The 16,979-nt window shown below is 45.4% G+C and carries 13 protein-coding genes and 1 pseudogene; 1 reads left to right on the top strand and 13 read right to left on the bottom strand.

Annotated features, from left to right (window positions below; all coding sequences use genetic code 11):
• Positions 1-203 precede the first annotated feature (203 nt).
• The 7 genes and pseudogenes from HQN88_RS19805 to HQN88_RS19775 all read right to left on the bottom strand — a co-directional run bounded on the left by HQN88_RS19805 (position 204) and on the right by HQN88_RS19775 (position 7,864).
• Positions 204-1,808, bottom strand: coding sequence for a hypothetical protein (locus HQN88_RS19805; protein WP_173115742.1), 1,605 nt, complete (start codon positions 1,806-1,808; stop codon positions 204-206).
• Complete coding sequence (locus HQN88_RS19800) at positions 1,792-2,508, bottom strand: ABC transporter ATP-binding protein (RefSeq protein ID WP_173115740.1); 717 nt, start codon at positions 2,506-2,508, stop codon at positions 1,792-1,794. Before HQN88_RS19800 ends, HQN88_RS19805 begins: the two co-directional genes overlap by 17 nt.
• A 68-nt stretch (positions 2,509-2,576) precedes the next feature.
• Positions 2,577-3,032: a DinB family protein gene (locus tag HQN88_RS19795; protein WP_173115738.1), complete on the bottom strand. Its 456-nt coding sequence runs from the start codon at positions 3,030-3,032 to the stop codon at positions 2,577-2,579.
• A 68-nt stretch (positions 3,033-3,100) separates the two neighbouring features.
• Positions 3,101-3,822, bottom strand: a pseudogene (locus HQN88_RS19790) (Nif3-like dinuclear metal center hexameric protein).
• Between the two features lie 146 nt (positions 3,823-3,968).
• Positions 3,969-4,379: a hypothetical protein gene (locus tag HQN88_RS19785; protein ID WP_173115735.1), complete on the bottom strand. Its 411-nt coding sequence runs from the start codon at positions 4,377-4,379 to the stop codon at positions 3,969-3,971.
• A 606-nt stretch (positions 4,380-4,985) separates the two neighbouring features.
• Positions 4,986-6,770 carry a copper amine oxidase N-terminal domain-containing protein gene (locus HQN88_RS19780; RefSeq protein ID WP_173115733.1) on the bottom strand — a complete coding sequence of 595 codons (1,785 nt, stop codon included), beginning with the start codon at positions 6,768-6,770 and terminating at the stop codon, positions 4,986-4,988.
• 308 nt (positions 6,771-7,078) lie between these two features.
• Positions 7,079-7,864, bottom strand: a complete 786-nt coding sequence (locus HQN88_RS19775) for a GNAT family N-acetyltransferase (RefSeq protein ID WP_173115731.1) — start codon at positions 7,862-7,864, stop codon at positions 7,079-7,081.
• A gap of 79 nt (positions 7,865-7,943) precedes the next feature.
• On the opposite strand from HQN88_RS19775, the gene HQN88_RS19770 reads away from it, so the two are divergent.
• Entirely contained in the window at positions 7,944-8,492 is a 549-nt protein-coding gene (locus HQN88_RS19770; protein WP_173115729.1) for a TetR/AcrR family transcriptional regulator, read from the top strand.
• 186 nt (positions 8,493-8,678) lie between these two features.
• Here HQN88_RS19770 and HQN88_RS19765 read toward each other — a convergent pair whose 3' ends face one another.
• The 6 genes from HQN88_RS19765 to HQN88_RS19740 all read right to left on the bottom strand — a co-directional run bounded on the left by HQN88_RS19765 (position 8,679) and on the right by HQN88_RS19740 (position 16,868).
• The gene (locus tag HQN88_RS19765) at positions 8,679-9,164 is read right to left on the bottom strand and encodes a quercetin 2,3-dioxygenase (RefSeq protein ID WP_173115727.1); all 486 of its coding nucleotides are present in this window, start codon (positions 9,162-9,164) and stop codon (positions 8,679-8,681) included.
• Positions 9,165-9,465: 301 nt separating this feature from the next.
• On the bottom strand, positions 9,466-12,069 hold the full coding sequence (locus HQN88_RS19760; protein WP_173115725.1) for a fibronectin type III domain-containing protein: 2,604 nt from the start codon (positions 12,067-12,069) through the stop codon (positions 9,466-9,468).
• A gap of 174 nt (positions 12,070-12,243) precedes the next feature.
• Entirely contained in the window at positions 12,244-13,524 is a 1,281-nt protein-coding gene (locus HQN88_RS19755; protein ID WP_173115724.1) for an FAD-dependent oxidoreductase, read from the bottom strand.
• Between the two features lie 20 nt (positions 13,525-13,544).
• Entirely contained in the window at positions 13,545-15,107 is a 1,563-nt protein-coding gene (locus tag HQN88_RS19750) for an extracellular solute-binding protein (protein ID WP_173115722.1), read from the bottom strand.
• Between the two features lie 46 nt (positions 15,108-15,153).
• Positions 15,154-16,014: a carbohydrate ABC transporter permease gene (locus tag HQN88_RS19745; protein WP_173115721.1), complete on the bottom strand. Its 861-nt coding sequence runs from the start codon at positions 16,012-16,014 to the stop codon at positions 15,154-15,156.
• Positions 16,008-16,868 carry an ABC transporter permease gene (locus HQN88_RS19740; RefSeq protein ID WP_173115990.1) on the bottom strand — a complete coding sequence of 287 codons (861 nt, stop codon included), beginning with the start codon at positions 16,866-16,868 and terminating at the stop codon, positions 16,008-16,010. Before HQN88_RS19740 ends, HQN88_RS19745 begins: the two co-directional genes overlap by 7 nt.
• Positions 16,869-16,979: the final 111 nt, after the last annotated feature.

The raw sequence follows: 16,979 nt of genomic DNA, 5'->3' as shown, positions 1-16,979 counted from the left end.
ATTTGTCGATATTTATTATTTTATATCGGTATATTATCATATATTTTTTAGAAAAGTATTAAAATAGTACTAGATTTTGTCGAATCCACCTCATTTATATGTCACATTAGATGGTCTCTGATATGTTAAAACTAATTTTATACTCTACTCATTACAACGAGAAAAAGGAGCAGTTGCCACGGCAATCTGCTCCCTTTTCTCGTTTATTTCACCCTGAAAGTGCGATGACCGAATCGGCGTACGAGTAAAAACGCAGCGGCCAAGTAAACGAGTGTGACAACCACGACTCCTACAGTGAAAGGTAGCGCCGGTGCTTTTACTCCTATACTGATCCCGCTTGCCGACGACACGAGCAAGTTCAAGATATAAAAAATAGGATTTTTCACATTCAGTTCAGTCGAGTAGGGCTGAAAGATATAGTACATCAACAGATGATGGACGGAGAAGAAAATGGCCAGCACCAGCAGGCACACCCACAGCAGAAGCAACTCCAGATTTACCGCCGCACCTGCTGCCAGCGCGAACAACGTCAGAGCGACTCCAAGAGCGGAGGCAATGGTCAAATTCAGCCCCATGATTCGGTACAGCCTGATGCGAAAATGTTGGTTCGCGGCATTCCGATAGAAGCTGTAACGCAGCAGACTGAGATCGCAGTTGTAAAATATAGCCCGGCATACCCTTTCCCCTACAGTCAGAAAGTTCAAAATCAAAACCAGGAAAGGAAGAATAATTCCCAGGTTTGAACTCAGAAGAGCGCCCCATTGACTGTCCAACGCTACAAAAACAGTACCTACAACGCCAAAACCGCCAATGATGGCTAGTCTTTTGTAGACCGGTTGCGTTATCAGACTGCGATGCCGTGCGAAGAAAAGCGCATTCAGATAAGCATAACCTTCCTTGGTTTTGAACATGTCGGCCTGCATCGTCGTCAAATCGTAATCGCTGTCTTTGGATCGGACACTCGTTTTCTTGGCATCCGTCATCATGCGCCCGATATCCAACAGCGGATCGTCCCGTTTCGTAGCGACTTCAACCGCAGTTCGGTAATCGGGATACCGGGCTAGCCGCACCGCAGCGAAAATACCTAATGCCGCAATGACGAGAACAGAAGGCAAACCAATTAGCATTGAACTGCTATTTGGTGTCCAGTTAAGGAATAGCGGTATATAAGCGGCCGCACATCCAAGTCCGATCATCAACCAGACAAACAAGGTTTTTCGGATCAGCTCAATGCCCGTTTTCTCAAACAGCTTAAGATGCATATATTCGCAGAATACTCGCCAAAACGTGACCACAATCGCCAACGCCAGCCCTTGCATAATGGAAGCACCCAGCAAGGAAGTAAATAGCAGCAGAGCAGGAATATAATAAACAAAGTATGTGCAGTAACGATAACTGAGCGAAGTCCGCATATAGGTGGCCGGCGAAAGCCGCATCAGCTTCACGGCGATGTATTTCTCACGTTTCGGCTCCAAAACAGAGGCAGTGGTGCCACCAGCGACCACGAAGCTAAGCAGCAAAAAAATGTGCAAAAACAGCTGCAATTGGTCTTCCTGAGGCAGCGACCGATCCAGTGCAGCGGCAGGCAAATAAATGAAAAGCCCCGTATAGGCTAGCTTGGAAAAGAGTCCCCAAAGCACATTCAGAATGAGTGCGATGACGGTAACGGTTTTTTTAATAGGCAGATTGGCATAGACGGTGTCCGGTATCTGTCTGCCGATAAGTGGAAGCATCTGCGCGTAATAAATAAACCGATTGGCTGCTGAGGAAGTCCGGATGGCGAGCAGCGTATTAATTGTTCTCAGCATGGCCTTCATCCTTTAACAAATGAATAACGTGCTGTTCGAAATCCGGACTGTGCAATAGTTCTGCTGGAACAGTGGACAGCCGGCCATTGTTCAGCACAACAAGCTCATCGCATAGATCGGAAGCTAACTGTAAAATGTGGGTCGAGAAAATGAGGATATGATCGCGCTTCATCTCACGCAACATATTTTTCATCTCCAACGCCACGATGACGTCGAAGGAGGTGAGCGGCTCGTCAAGCAGAATGATCGGCGGTTTCGTAATGAGAAAGAGCAGCATCTGAATTTTGTTTTTCATCCCGTGGGAGTAGCTTTTGATCAGCCTGTGCCGATCTTCTTTGGACATGCTCATGATGTCGAAGTAAGCGTCGATGCTTAGGTCCGGCCGCAGGTTGTCCCGGTTAATATCCATGAAGAACTTAACGAATTCATAGCCGGTCAGAAACTCGGGCAGAATCGGCAGCGAGTACACATACCCGACATCCTCTTCACGTAGCTCCCGCACAACGCCATTATCCTCAAGGAGCGCTTGTCCCCCGTCCATTTTTGTCTCGCCGCTCAAACAATTGAACAGCGTCGTCTTCCCAGCTCCGTTGCGGCCGAGCAGTCCATAAATTTTTCCTTTCTGGAATCTGAATCCAACATCTTGAAGCACCTTTTTATCGCCGAATTTCTTGACGATATTGTCCAGAGTCAATTGCAAGTGTAACGCCTCCGTTCGCTTCATATGTTGAGCTCTGTTTTTAACTTATTGGTAATAATCGGGCTATGTTAGAGCCTCGCGAACGTGATGTAATCGACTTGGGCAGGCTCTGCCGATTCGATTCGAAGTGCCCGGTTGATCTGTCCCCGGTGATATTGCCCATGTAAAAGGACCTGCAACAGGATATCCCGGACGGATGTTCGGAACGGAACCTTACTCTGGTTCGCATAGTCGATCATCTCGTCCAACTCAGATTCCTCTAGCCCTTCGATATAGACGCGATATCGCTCGGCGTTTTCTTCGAACATCGTCCGAATTGCCGTAAAGTCTTCCGTTTCCTCCCACAACGTATATTGTGCGCTGCCCTTGCCCTGCAATCGGGAAAGCCAGACTCGTTCCGCGACCGCGACGTGCCGAACCAGCTTCAGAAGGTCCTTGTTCTTCGTCTCACTTTCTTCGAGCGCATCCAAGATGCGTCCGTCTGCCCAGTACAGGTGGTCCATCATGCACTTGATCGTCTTCATTTCGGTTTCCCCCTTTTCTTCTCATCAATTACTTAAACCTATAGCTATCCGTTAAATTAACAACAAATTTATTCAAAATGATCTTCTACTAGTTCTATTAGCTCTAAGTAGTCGTATTGCTCTTTGATTTTTTCAGAAAGGGACCTCACGCCAAAGATCTCTGTGAATGTGTGACTTCCAACAATCAGGTTCATTTTAATGAACTTTGCATATTGAACTGTATATAAGATTTTCTCGCCAGTAATATAGACATCACATTCTGAATAATGGGCATCACGAAGACTTTGGGTAGAATTTCCTGCCCCAGTAATAATCCCCACTCTTTTTATTCGCTTATCTGAGTTTTTCCACGATTTCACATTTTCACTTAGGACCTCACTAACCCGCTCACTTAATTCTTGAAAGCTTATAGGGATTTGGAATTCTCCAATGCCAGGTTGGCTTCTACCCTCAATTTCAATTGATTGTTGGATAACACTATTTATTCCAAGTGCATTGAATAATGAAGTACATGTGCCAAATTCAGCATAATCCAGTGGCAAATGTACGAAAAAATGGCTTCTTTCATTCCAAAGACAAAATCCCACGCATCATGGTGGGTAACTATAAGATCAACTTTCTTTTGCGCGGCTTGTTCAATAAGTTCGGGGGTAATATTTGTTGCATACCCAATTCGACGGATTAAATCAGGACCATAGTGGTAAAATGCAAATTCCTCTCCAGAATTAAATTGATTTAGAAGTCCACCAAATAGTTTTCCAATTAACTCATTAAATTGTTCTTTGTTCACTCGTCTCCCCCAATAATTAACATTTAATAGTTAATACTTCTATTCGGCGAATAACTCAACAAACCTGCCGTTTCGTTGAGAAAAGGCTGCCGGTATACTCGGCAGCCTGTGACTTTAAGATTTATTAGGATGCCTCTTACATCCTTCTAATTCTCATATACATAAGCAACATATTTTTCCCCAAGCTTTACAAGAAGCAATTCAGATTGCATTTTACCTTGAATTGTAAATATCTTTGTCCCAACTTGGAGTTTAGTTGCCATGTAATCTTCGAAAATATACCCATTTTTGTACTCTTTTCTTACCTCGCCTAACTCATGATTTTTTTTCAAATCCACTTGTCTATATTTTTCCTGATCTTCGGCGCGTTTATAAAAACGTGCACCATAGACACATAGAATGTCGGCGTCTTTATTCTGTTTCAATATTTTCTCTGATATGGAGGTTCTCTCCATTTGACTAATCTTAATGGCCCCATCAAGTTTTGGGTCTTTATTGCATCCAATTATTATTAATAGCAAAGTACATACGCAGATAATCTTGAAGAAGACGTTCATTCTTGTTTCATCCTTTTAAATTTGAATCTTGGAAATAATCCTGTTAAGAGAATACTAGCTGAAAATAATACTCCAAGAAAATATAAACTTAAATTATCAAATATGACTGCATATCCGACCCCAGAGGATTGTATCAACGGAAAATAATCCATATTATCCAAGTACAGATGAATTACAAATAGCGAAAAAAGAGAAAACAGAGCACCATTTACTAGGGATATAATAAGTATGTTTCCAATCTTCCCTGTCTTTAATCTTTGATAAAACACAGAGGGCATAATCAAAACGATTGGGAGAGCACACCAAAAGTAATAAAGAACTGCACCTATGTATGGTTTGCCAAATTTAGTAGAAAATATCGTGATTCCCATAAAAAATGATAGCATGAACGATATTAATACGGAGAAAAAGTTTAAAAGTAACACAGTAATTGTAAGTTGAATGCATTTACTTTTTTCAAAACCCATTCATTTTCAACTCCTGCTAAGTTATATATAGGTTCGGAGGCACGTTGATAATTTTCCGTTTTACTGATATTTACTTTCAATTTTCCATATGAACAAAAAAGCATCATCCTATTAACGATGCTCTTTTCCACTATATACTTTACTGCGTTAGTACGAGCTCACCATAAGCCACTACTAGCCAGAAGCTTCCATCGTAATCCTTACGATTCACCAAATGAATCTTGTAAACGAAGCCGTCCTTTGTAATAACCCCAATCCATTGGTGACCGTCTTGATCACTTAACGTCATTATGGACCCTACTTCTTTCTGTAACGTCATCTTAACGAAAGATTGTAAAACCTCTCTGTAATCCTCTTGCGTTTTTTTGGCCCAAATCTCTTTAATTTGAGCCTGCGTGTACGAAATAGCGATTAGATCATCGACGTTCTGGAGCACTTCCCGAAGCGCATCCCAATCATCCAAGAGTTGCGCAGGGACTTTCTGACGTAATATTTCACCTTTGGCAACAAAGACCGTATAGCTTTCCTGCTCCCACTCTACAGGCTTTCCAAGCAACTCGGATAGCTGGCGAATGCTGACATAGGTTCGCCCATATTCCTGGATCGTCCTCATTTCAATCTGTGGATTGTCTTGATTAATCGTGAGTATCCGATCCGGCAGCTCGAGCTTGATTTGTCTCTGCTCCTCGATGTAGCCAATCCTGTATCCCATCGCTTCAGTCATTGCACGCAGCGGCACCCACACACGCCCTTCTTCGACGTCTAGATACGCAGGAACGTCAGTCAGCAGTTGTTCTCCAAAAAAATTAATTCTTACGGAATCATATTGTTTCAATATAATAAAGGACTGATCCTTCACATATAGGTACTGCGTTGCATTCACTGGCAACCATCTTTCAAATCCAGGGCAATTTGGACACTCAATCGGAAGAGTACCTTGGCGAGGACTTTGTGACAACACCTTGGAAAAGCCTGAATTCAAAGTGAACCAACGGTCACCCTGTTCCAAGACGTATCCGTCACCGCCACTGATTGGTGTAAATATGATGGGTTCCAATCCTGTCAAAAGCGGGGACAACTCGGATAGTCGAATGCTTTTTTCTTCCTTCCCTTTTGCTGCATATACGGTTAACTTCCCCTGATCTTGCAAGGCTAACTTTCCGTCCTTCATTGGAATGACGTTGACATTATTATTTACCGGCAGCGTATATAGGATCTTATTAGAACTTGGGTCAACCGCCGCCACTTGTACCTTCCCGCCTGAAAGCGAGTTTAAAGTCACATACAAGACTCCACCGCCAAACTGAACGTCGGACACATACTGATTCGGATTTCCCTCCTGTCCGAGAGCCTCCGCCAAATCGATCGTCAACGGACCGTTCGTCTCATGCCAACCAAATCGAAGAAGCTGGAGAGAACGCTCCCTATTAATCTTCTCACCGCGTGGTGTGGTGATGGGGTCGTTGATCACGCCTTTTTTTATAGTCCAATACCGTTCCTTCTCATCCTTGGCCACCGCGGACAGTCCTCTTCCCCGACGCTCCGCTTCGGCCGGAACCGGTACATTGGCAGATCCATTCGAACTATTTTGCAGTACCATGATCAGAAATTCGACCAAATCTCCATTAGCATTATTGGAAATTACCGACGTTGTTGGGTCTTGGTTATTAACGAATATCGCTTTACTGCCATCCCAGAACGAATGTATGGATCTCATATAAAAGCCGGACTGATACCCCAACTCCTTCACCGTCTTTGTTTTGCCAAATAAGAAACGCTCTCCTTGCTCCTTAATCGATAATATCGGGGAGTCTGATGGGGCATTAACCGATGCTTGGTCCGCATGAACACTTGAAAGAGGCATTGAAATAAGTATTCCTGTGATTACAATCAAAACTGTGATGAATTTCTTAAGTCGTTTCATTGTTCATCCCCAATTTCCTTTTTTTGTATTCTTATCCATTAGACATATCTTCAAGCTAAAAGTTGCGAGCCACTCTCTGTAACACAAACATGCGTCTACAATAGTCAAAACCTCGTTTACACAGCCACATAACATATAACAAAGAACCCTCTCGATTGAGAAGGCTCTTTGTACAATTGTTAGAAAGTTGTCCTGTTCATGCATTAGCCTCTACTGCCGATGGCTTGTCCTTCACGAATGGCATACGCTCAAAGCACTTCCGATGCCTCTCCGCCGGCATGCTTCAGACGTAGCTAGTTATTGGCACATTAGCTGGAGAAAATATTTATGGTCAGTTCTTCTTTAAATCCAACTTTTGGATAAACGCTTCGTCCCATTGGGGTTGCATGAATAACGGCCAATTTCACACCTTTTTGCTGCACAATGTGCAATACATGAGCAAGCATAGTTCGGGCTAGTCCCCTTGAACGATAAGCTTCTAATGTTGCAATACTATAAAAGCCTGCAACATCACCTTCAATAAAGGTCGTAAGCGTAGTTACTGGTACTCCATCCACATAAGCAAGATAATGTTGAACCGTAGTCGGATCTTGATTTGGGCCATCCACAAACACTTTGCAAAAAATATCGGCCATTGGCTCTGGAACATTATACCCTGCCAGCATGACCTTTCGAAACTCTTCAATCTCTTGTGGTTCCCGTATAGCCCGAACTTCCAATCCCGGCATTTCCGGCAAATCCGAACGCCATCCTTTCAGAGAGAGCCCCATACCCGAAATGACGCCAACCTGATTAAAATGATTAGTCGCAAGCGCTTGGTTAATGACTTCGTCCTGCTGATGAGAGGTGGTTACCCATGCTAATTTTTGGCCGCGATTATGGTAAAGAGACTTGATGGATTCCATCTCATCCGCGGGATTGATCTCCTCAGAACGCTTGTACGTAAAAACGCTATTGAACAGTCCATATGGGATTTCGGATTCAAATCGTTGCGTGCGATCCGTCTCCACGAATGTGAATACCTGGCTAAGCTGACTCAATTTCTCGTAAGCGCGGATCATGTTTTCAAGAATTAGATTCTGAATCGTTGACAATTTAGATCTCCTCCAGTTTTCTACTTACAGTGTTGGAAAGTACTTGACTCTCATAAACCTGTGCGCAATAATTGCTTACATGGAAAACAGAAAATCGCAAATCATAGATCTTGCATCATCACTCATTCGAAAAAAAGGTTACCCAACTTTTTCTATTGATGAAATTTCAAAACATTTTGGCGTTACAAAAGCAAGTATTTTCTATCATTTCGAGAAAAAGGAAGACCTCGGCCTTGCCGTAATGGAGCAACTTCATCAAAGGCTGGTCAACTTTACGTCTATTATTCAACTTTCATCGCAGTCGGTTGAAGAGAAGCTAATTCAATATTGTGATTACCATTCTAGACAGTTTGTAGAGTATGACATATGTCCGACCTCTTCTTTACAGTCCGATTATGAAATGCTACCAGAATCGATGAGACAAAAACTGCAAGAGATAGGCGAGTTGGAACTTGCGATTATCAATGAAATTGTTGCTGAAGGATTAGTTGATCCTGCAATTAATACGCGTGCCTTGGCGATCACTATCTTATCTGCAATCAAGGGAGCACTGCAGTACAACCGCGCAATGCGTGACAATTTCATTCCGGATATCATGTATGGAATTAATCGTCTTTTAAAAACTTAGCAAGATCAGCATATAATCAAATCAATTGGCAACTCCCCTGCCTACCGCTTAACCCGACTACTGAAAAATCATCGGCCTGTAGCCTATTATTTCACTAAGGAACCAATAGCCTCACAGGCCGATTACATTTGTATTTACGGTTAAAGGCCGAAAAACTGCCTTTATTTCGGGGTGTTATCTCTTAAGTTAAAGACCGGGATAAGTAATATGATACTTTTTGGAAACTGATAACAGTTTTTGCATAGCCTCAGGAGTAGGTGGCTCTGTATGAGCCTCCATCCCTTCTACATAAGGAACGCCTAGTTCCTTCACAAAAGAATCAAATCCTGCAGGGTACGCAGTCACCAGAAACTTAGCTGTGTCTGATTTCACTTTGAAAGTGTGTGGAATGCCGCGCGGTGCGAACACATACTCTCCATTTTTCACCAAAATAGTCTCCGTACCTAGCGTCATCTCTATTTCTCCATCCAGAACGTAAAAAGATTCATCTTCTTTTTCATGCAAATGCAGTGGAGGGCCATCATCTTTCTTGACGGCACAATGCACGACGCAAAACTCTCCGTTCGTATCGTCCCCGCTTACCAATATTGAATTTATATCACTAAGAAATAGGAATGTATTTTCTTTGTTATTATTTCTGTACATCACATCTGCTTTGCTTTGATTACTCATTTTTTACAGGCTCCTTCTTGGTGAGAATTCTTGATGAATTATACTTACTAACCGGCCGGTAAGTGAATTATAGCTACACCCTATTTAAAATTCAATATTTCTAACACTAATCATATAAAATCTTCATAATTTTCTTACCACCTCCTTACTTCAAATATTTTCAAAAACACAAAAGCCCATCTCAAGTTTGGATGGGCTTCTTGTTTTATAAAAAGCAAATCTATTGGATTTTACATCTGGAATACGATCGTTGGAGTTATTGTTAAATTATTTACACTCTCTTTCGTAGCTCCTCCACAAGTCATTCTGAAGGTATAGGTAGTGTTAGATTAGGATGCGTGATCATATCCAGCGAGAGCACGACCACGCTTTTTGCCGGCATTAGGTATGAGGTAAACGGAGCAGTCCCCGTTAATTCAGACGTATTTACCTGGATTTCCTGACTTGTTCCCGTATTATGCGAATCTAGCGAATCGGCAGTCAATTTCGTTTCTTTGACAGCCGTGTAACCGTTCAACCCGTTGAACAAAATCTGCCGCTTTAATTCCGGCTCACGGTTTACAATGACGAGGTTGATCCCGGTAGCGGTTTTCATCGCATTTACCGTAAGACTGGCATACTGATTTCCAACTTCTGTAGATTCACCTGTCAGCGTTACGTGCACCACCTCACTGCCAAGGCTTTCATTCAGCAACTTCATTAGATCTGCCATACCCGTCAAATAAAGCTGGCCAGTATCTGGTGATTTGTACACCAAGCCCCAAGGTCCAGAACTAAAGGAGTGATAGGTTGCGGAAGCAATTTCCTCGCGCTGGAACATCCGGTTCAGAAACTGGGCCGTGCCCAAAACGCCTTTTAACGCGTGCGTCTGGTACCAGCTTTCCTTCCATGTCTTTCCTGGCAACTCCTCAGGCCATACAGCATGCTCGGAAAGAAACACTTTGATTCGGTCAGAGCCGGTAATCTGTACAATATCGTCACGAATCGCGTCCAAATATTGCTCCATCTTGCTGATCGGGTAACCCAAATAATACGGATGAAACGTAATGTAATCGATCTCGTCACCTAGCTCTTCCAGGATAGCTTGGTGCCATTCACGCCAAACTACATTATCGTTATAGTCGCTCCACGGCGACGTTTTGGCTAATACGGCAATCTTCGCGTTTGGGATCAGATTACGAACTTCAAGGATCGTCTCCCTGCACGCCTCAATATACGCTTCGACACCGTCGGGTCCGAACTTGTCGCTATATTTGGCAAAATCCAGCTCGTTCCCAAGCTCCCATACGGCTACATTCACCGGGGCGACAATGCCTGCATCGATTCGCTTCTGTGCCCAGTCGATGCCGCCGTTCGGATTGACACCGCCACCGGCTCCAGTCAAATATTCGACGGCATCGGCATGCTCCTCTGGCGTGTCTAGCATCATATTGAAATTCCAGACAAATTCAGCATTAGGATCGACCGCAAGGACGGAGTGAAGCCACTCCGCAGGCCCAAAACGGTAGACAGCGGCAGGTTCGCCCCAGGTACTTTGCGGCGTTCTTTGTGCAAGATTGCCAACTGCCTGCTGCCATCGGAATACCTGAGAATCGCTGCCCGCCATCCGGTTCAGCGGCATGGGCAAGCCGAAATTCTGAAGCAGATTCGTATATTCGCTTTTGATGTTTAGACTCGCCGGATTATCCTCCATAATGGCAATCTGGCTTTGATACCAGTCGTGATTATACCCGAGCATGTGCTTGCTCGCCTGCTTTACAACATCGTTCGTATCAATCGAAGCTGCTGCAGACGCTACATCACTCTTCGTTGTTACCGTCAACGTCTGACTCGCTTCGGATAGAAGTCCAGCCCCATCTTTTGCTATCACCTTGAACACATAAGCCGAGTTCGGCGTCAGCCCTTCTGGTGCATACACGTTTCCAGTAACTGATGCGGTCAAAACATTATTCATGTACACATCGTACCCGGTAACCATGATGTTATCACTCGCCGCGTCCCAGAGGAGCTTAACCTTGGAAATACCAATTACCTCAGCTCTCAAGTTTTCCGGTGTTGTCGGAGGCTCATTGTCCAGAACGAAATCGAATGTCGCGGATGACGACGTGCCCATATACGACGCTTGCAGCGTAACTGTGCCACCTCCAGGACTGCCAGTAAAATAGAGTCGGTTGTTCAGCACATACGCCGCTCCAGTGCTTACCGACCACCGAATCGCTGGAGCAACTTCGATCGATGACGAACCATAATAGGCTGATACAGGGAGCATGCCTAAGTCGACGCTGCCACCGATGGAAAACTGCCGGTAATTCGGTGTAACAGCAAGCGAATCTGGTTTTTTGGCCAGCACAACGTCATCCGCATACAACGTTCCTGTGATACCCCCTCCACCAGCTACTCTGCGGATCAGCAATCTTACTTTATTTTCATCCGTATTCATTACAATGGTTCCCTCGTATTTCGTCCAGTCCTGATTCGGACTTGTTTCAACTGTCGACTGAATTACTCTTTTGAACGTGTTTCCATTGTAGCCCATCAACGTAATTTGCGGCTTGTGTCCACTGCTTGTGATATTGTCCGTCTTCAGCCACAGCTCATAATAATAAGCCGTGCCGCCCTCAACAGCAGAAAACCGATCGATTTCTAACGTCTTATCACTTCCGTCAAAAACAATTTTTGCCGCTTTGGCCTCGCTTCTAACCACGCCTCCCTGAATCGTGACAGCAGCGCCAGATACAGCGCCTTTCCCCCATCCGGTATAATCAGGTGTCAGTTCGAATCCGCTGTTGTAAGCAAATAAATTGTCGTTTGCAGCCGCACTGACAACGCTTTCATAAATAAATAATTGCAAGATGGTTATCGCCATCATAATGACCACAAGCATGGTACTGATTTTCTTTTTCATAAGTCACAACCTTCCTTAGTTTCATATTTCATTGTTTTAGGACGAAGCATACAGCCAATGAGAGAACGCGTGGTACGCTGCCATCAGCGTACCAACGTCCAACAAGGCTATTCTTCGCTCAAGTTGTTGTCACTCTATTGCCTACCACCTTACCTTACTGTTTGTATATATCTGTTACACCGACAGTCCGAGTTGCGCCCCCTGCCCTGTCAAAGCCTCTTGCACACTTCGGATATTCATCTCTCTCGGTGCCATATTCCCCCGTGCACAGAGAGCGGCAGCAGCTCCCGACGCCTGGCCGATCGCCATGGCAATCGGCTGAATACGTATGGCCGAATGCGCTTCGTGCGTGGCGGATATCGGTCGGCCTCCCACCAACAAATTATCAATCTTTTTCGGAACAAGACAGCGGAACGGAATTTCATACCATTTCCCCGGTTCCAAATGTTGAATGACCGTGCCTTCGCCGTTCGGATTGTGAATGTCCACCGGATACGTGCCACGCGCGATGCAATCGTCGAATTTGCACGCTGACAATAGCTCCTCTGCGGTCAGCATATAGTCGCCGACAACTCTTCGCGACTCGCGTACACCGATTTGCGGAGCTGTCGTTTGCAAATAAGCCTGTTCAAACCCTTCGACATGCCTTTGCAAAAATACAACGAGTTCTTGTACTTGACGCCTGCCTTCGATTTCCGCTTCCGTCAACTGCCACGGACACGTCGCGTCTTTCAGAATGATTCGTGTCGTGTTGAAATGAATGACTCCCGGCTGGTTCGCGTAAAACCAGAGCACATCCTCGCGCGGACAATCGATCTCCTTGCGCGCTTTCGCTTCAAGGAAGCGGCGCGTGATTTCCAACTTATCGGGCATGCGATCCGTGTCGACATTCGCCATACGGAAATTGAGCGTCATCGGCTGCATCAAGCTATCTACGCTGCGGCCTTTTTCCACATCAGCTCCCGCGAAACCAGCTAAATCGGCATCTCCTGTGCAATCTACAAACATGCGAGCACGCAGCTCTGTCAGTCCCGCTTTGTTCGCCACAATGACCGAACGGATGCCGCTTCCGGCCTCATCCATCCGCACGCCACCCAGAAAGGTGTGGTACAGCAACTCGACTCCCGCTTCTAGACATAATCGCTCGGCAACCACCTTTAGCGCCTCCGGATCGAAAGCTGCCCTTTGTTTCGGATGTCCGTACATGCCGAGCTCCGTCATTCCCTCAATCAGTTCCTGCAGTACCCCAAAAATAACTTGTACCTCTTTGCCGTCCGCCGAACTAGCCCAATAAGGCATCCATGGATTAACCATCATAGCCGTCCCAGCGCCGCCAAGAAAGCCGTATCTTTCAATCAAAAGCGTTCTCGCCCCAAGACGGGCAGAGGAGACTGCGGCGGCGATCCCGCCTGGACCACCACCCGTCACGATGACGTCATATTCCAATTCCAGCATGTTCTCAACTCCTCTGCAGATTATTTAATTAAGCCCTGCTCCTTGATTTGCTTCTCTGCTGCGTCCGTGTACAGCTTGTACTTGAATGTACCCTCCAACGTTTTCAGAAAATCGCTGTATTCCGAGATCGGACGTTTGCCATACACGAATTTGACCAACTCTTCCGCTGCATAGCGATCAGCATCCGCTTTATTGAACCCGGCAGGGGGCACAACAGAGCTGTCAAACAGCCGAATGCGCTGCGCTTTTGCCGCAAATTCAATAATCGCTTTCTGATTAGGAAACTTCGTGCTTAAATATTGATCGTTCGGACGCCCCGTTAGTTGATACATATAGAAGTGATTCCCTTCCTTAGCTAACAGTTCAGTCATCGATACTTTACCGTCTTTCAAGTTGTAATGCTTACCCTCGATGCCGTACATGACCTGATTGTTACCTTCCTGCGAAGAGACATAATTGATAAATTCGAATACTTTATTCAATTTAACTGGGTCCTTCTCAAGTGATTTAGGAATAGCCATCAGCCGGGATGGTTTGTCGAAATCGAACGCGCCGTCATATTGACCCGCTGGTCCTTTCGGGGCAGGAAGCTGAACCCATTCAGCGTTCGGATTGACCGTTTTGTATTGATTGACCATTTCGTCCTTAGCAATCTCGGTCCAAGCCATGTTGACAATACCAGCTTTTCCTTGAAACGCTTTTTGCTGCACGTTGCTGCCTTTATTCGTCATAAACTCCGGATCGACGACGTTCGCATCGATCATCTTCTGAATGAAAGCAAGTGCTTGCGGCATTGCGGGGTCATTGAAAGCGTTCATTAATTTGCCGTCTTTGCCGTAAAAGACACCAGAGCTGAACATGTCGCTGACACCGAACGCACCTAGCACTGGAGCAAATGCATTGAACTCAAGTCCCGTCAGTCCGTAAGTGTCTTTCTTCGAGTTGCCATCTGGATCCCTCTCCGTAAATGCTTTAGCCACCTCCAACAGCTCGTCGATCGTCGTCGGCATTTTCAATTGGAGCTTATCCAACCAGTCCTTCCGTATCCAGAACGAGTTGAAAGGCAAGTCGCCATTACGCGGAATTGCATAAATTTTACCGTTAACCGTCGATTTCTTTAGTAGATCGCTGCCAAGTGACGTAATGAACGTTTTGGCAGGCTTCAGCTCCTTATCGAGGTACGGCGTTAAATCGAGCAGCAACCCTTTGTCTGCATACTCCTTCATATCGATGTTTGAAACTTGGAACAAGTCAGGGGAATTGCCGCCCGACATACGGACCCGCAATTGATTGTTGTAATCCTCATTCGTCTGAATCGCGGTCAGCATCAGATTCGTACCAAGCTTAGCGTCCAACTCCTTCTTAAGCACATCCGCCTCCGGCAAAGGCAATCCCGTACCTGTCAACGAGATGTTCAACGTTACGGGAGCAGCAGGTTTGGCACTCTCGCCTTGATTCGATGTGGTAGGACTAGCGGAAGATTGTTTTTTCTCTGCATCTCCTGTAGCGCACCCCGCTAGCAAGCTGCCTCCCAGCGCCAATACAGCCGAAACTGCCGTTACCCGTTTCCATGATTTTTTCATACACGAACCCCTTCTTTCTTCGTCTTTGTGTTAGACACGTCCTAATTCAACCTTTAATCGAACCGAGCAGCATACCTTTTGTAAAATGCTTTTGCAAAAACGGATATACAACAATGATGGGCAAGCTCGCGAGCACCACAGCGCTCATTTGCATCGTCACCGTCGGAACCATGTTTTCGGCGCTTTCCAGCGGCTGCTGCGTCATCATCAAGATTTCACGGACAACCACTTGAAGTGGATACAATCTACGATCCGTCACATACATGATTGCGGCGAAAAACTGATTCCAATGACCGACCGCATAAAACAGCCCGATCGTGATCAAGGATGGCTTCGACAGCGGGACGACGATCTGCCTTAGAATGCGAAATTCCTTAGCCCCATCGATTCGCGCCGATTCGAGCAGCTCCTCCGGCAAGTTTTCGAAAAAACTTTTCATAATTAACACATTAAAGCTCCATATGGCATTGGGCAGAATCATTGACCATATTGAATCGATCAGTCCCGTTGCCTTCACAACCAAGTAAGTCGGAATGATCCCGCCACCGAACAGCATGGTAAGGACCACCATCCCAAGAAAAAAACTGCGCCATGGCATATTTTTCCTACTTAACGGATAAGCCATGAGTGTGGTCAACACGAGGTTAATTAGCGTGCCGACTACCGTGATTAGAACCGTTACCTGCAACGAGCGGAAAATGTTCGACGTCTCTAGCAGTTTACTGTAAGCGCTTAAGGTCAAGTGCTTCGGTATAAGCACGTAACCTCCGTTTTTCAGCACTTCCCCGTAAGGCGTCAGCGACACAGAAACAACGTATAAGAGTGGCAAGACAGCTGCCAGTCCAACTAATGCAAGCAAGGTGTAGGCAATGCCATTAAACACTCGTTCCCCCGGCATCCTTACCATATGCTCTCCCCCCATCTTCTCGCTAACCGATTAGAGCCAAGCACAAGCACAAGTCCAATCAGCGATTTGAACAGTCCGACGGCGGAAGCCAAGCTAAAGTTCCATTGTTCTAACCCAGTGCGGAACACCCAAGTATCCAAAATGTCAGCGACTGGATAAACGTGCACATTGTACATGATGTAAATTTGATCGAACCCCGCATCCAGCATTTGTCCTAGGCGCAAAATGAGCAGCAACACGATAACGTTCCGGATCCCCGGCAGCGTTATATGCCAAATCATTCTCATTCGACTCGCCCCGTCAACACGAGCAGCTTCATAAAGTGTGGGATCAATTCCCGCCATCGCAGCCAAGTAAATAATGGCTCCCCAGCCCATGTTCTGCCAAATGTCAGAACCGACCAGAACGGTCCGAAACCATTCGGTTGAACTGAGAAATGGAATCGATTGGCCACCTGCCTCCACGATCCAGCGGTTCACAATGCCTGAATTCTCGGATAGCAACACGACCAAAATTCCGTAAATGATGACCCATGACAAAAAATGCGGCATGTAGCTGAGTGTTTGGACGATGCTTTTCAACCATTTATACCGGCATTCATTCAGTAAAATAGCAAGGGCAATTGGCGGAATCATCCCGAAGATTATTTTGTATAAACTGATTAGAACCGTATTGCCAAGCAACTGCGAAAAATAAGGGGATTCATAAAACTCTTGAAAATGTTTGTACCACGGGTCAGCCCAAGGACTTTTAACAATACCTTCGAGAATGTCATAATCCTTGAAAGCAATGATCAAGCCGTAAATTGGAACATATTTGTAAATGATGTAATAGACAACTCCCGGCAACAGCATCAGGTAAAATGCCCTAAAGCTCCATACCCTTCTCCAATAAGCATGTTCCAATCGGCAAACCTCCTCTCCTCACGTTATGAACTTATCGTAACAGGTACCGGAGGCGCGAAT

The sequence above is a fragment of the Paenibacillus qinlingensis genome, assembly GCF_013204845.1.
GTDB classification, from domain to species: domain Bacteria; phylum Bacillota; class Bacilli; order Paenibacillales; family NBRC-103111; genus Paenibacillus_E; species Paenibacillus_E qinlingensis.
The sequence above is the reverse complement of the archived record's forward strand: the minus strand, read 5'-3'. Positions and strand labels throughout refer to the sequence as shown.

Coding starts and splice junctions, on each gene's coding strand:
- HQN88_RS19805 (WP_173115742.1), bottom strand. CDS start 1,808: ATGCTGAGAACAATTAATACGCTGCTCGCCATCCGGACTTCCTCAGCA.
- HQN88_RS19795 (WP_173115738.1), bottom strand. CDS start 3,032: ATGAAGACGATCAAGTGCATGATGGACCACCTGTACTGGGCAGACGGA.
- HQN88_RS19785 (WP_173115735.1), bottom strand. CDS start 4,379: ATGAACGTCTTCTTCAAGATTATCTGCGTATGTACTTTGCTATTAATA.
- HQN88_RS19780 (WP_173115733.1), bottom strand. CDS start 6,770: ATGAAACGACTTAAGAAATTCATCACAGTTTTGATTGTAATCACAGGA.
- HQN88_RS19770 (WP_173115729.1), top strand. CDS start 7,944: ATGGAAAACAGAAAATCGCAAATCATAGATCTTGCATCATCACTCATT.
- HQN88_RS19765 (WP_173115727.1), bottom strand. CDS start 9,164: ATGAGTAATCAAAGCAAAGCAGATGTGATGTACAGAAATAATAACAAA.
- HQN88_RS19760 (WP_173115725.1), bottom strand. CDS start 12,069: ATGAAAAAGAAAATCAGTACCATGCTTGTGGTCATTATGATGGCGATA.
- HQN88_RS19755 (WP_173115724.1), bottom strand. CDS start 13,524: ATGCTGGAATTGGAATATGACGTCATCGTGACGGGTGGTGGTCCAGGC.
- HQN88_RS19750 (WP_173115722.1), bottom strand. CDS start 15,107: ATGAAAAAATCATGGAAACGGGTAACGGCAGTTTCGGCTGTATTGGCG.
- HQN88_RS19745 (WP_173115721.1), bottom strand. CDS start 16,014: ATGGTAAGGATGCCGGGGGAACGAGTGTTTAATGGCATTGCCTACACC.
- HQN88_RS19740 (WP_173115990.1), bottom strand. CDS start 16,868: ATGCTGTTGCCGGGAGTTGTCTATTACATCATTTACAAATATGTTCCA.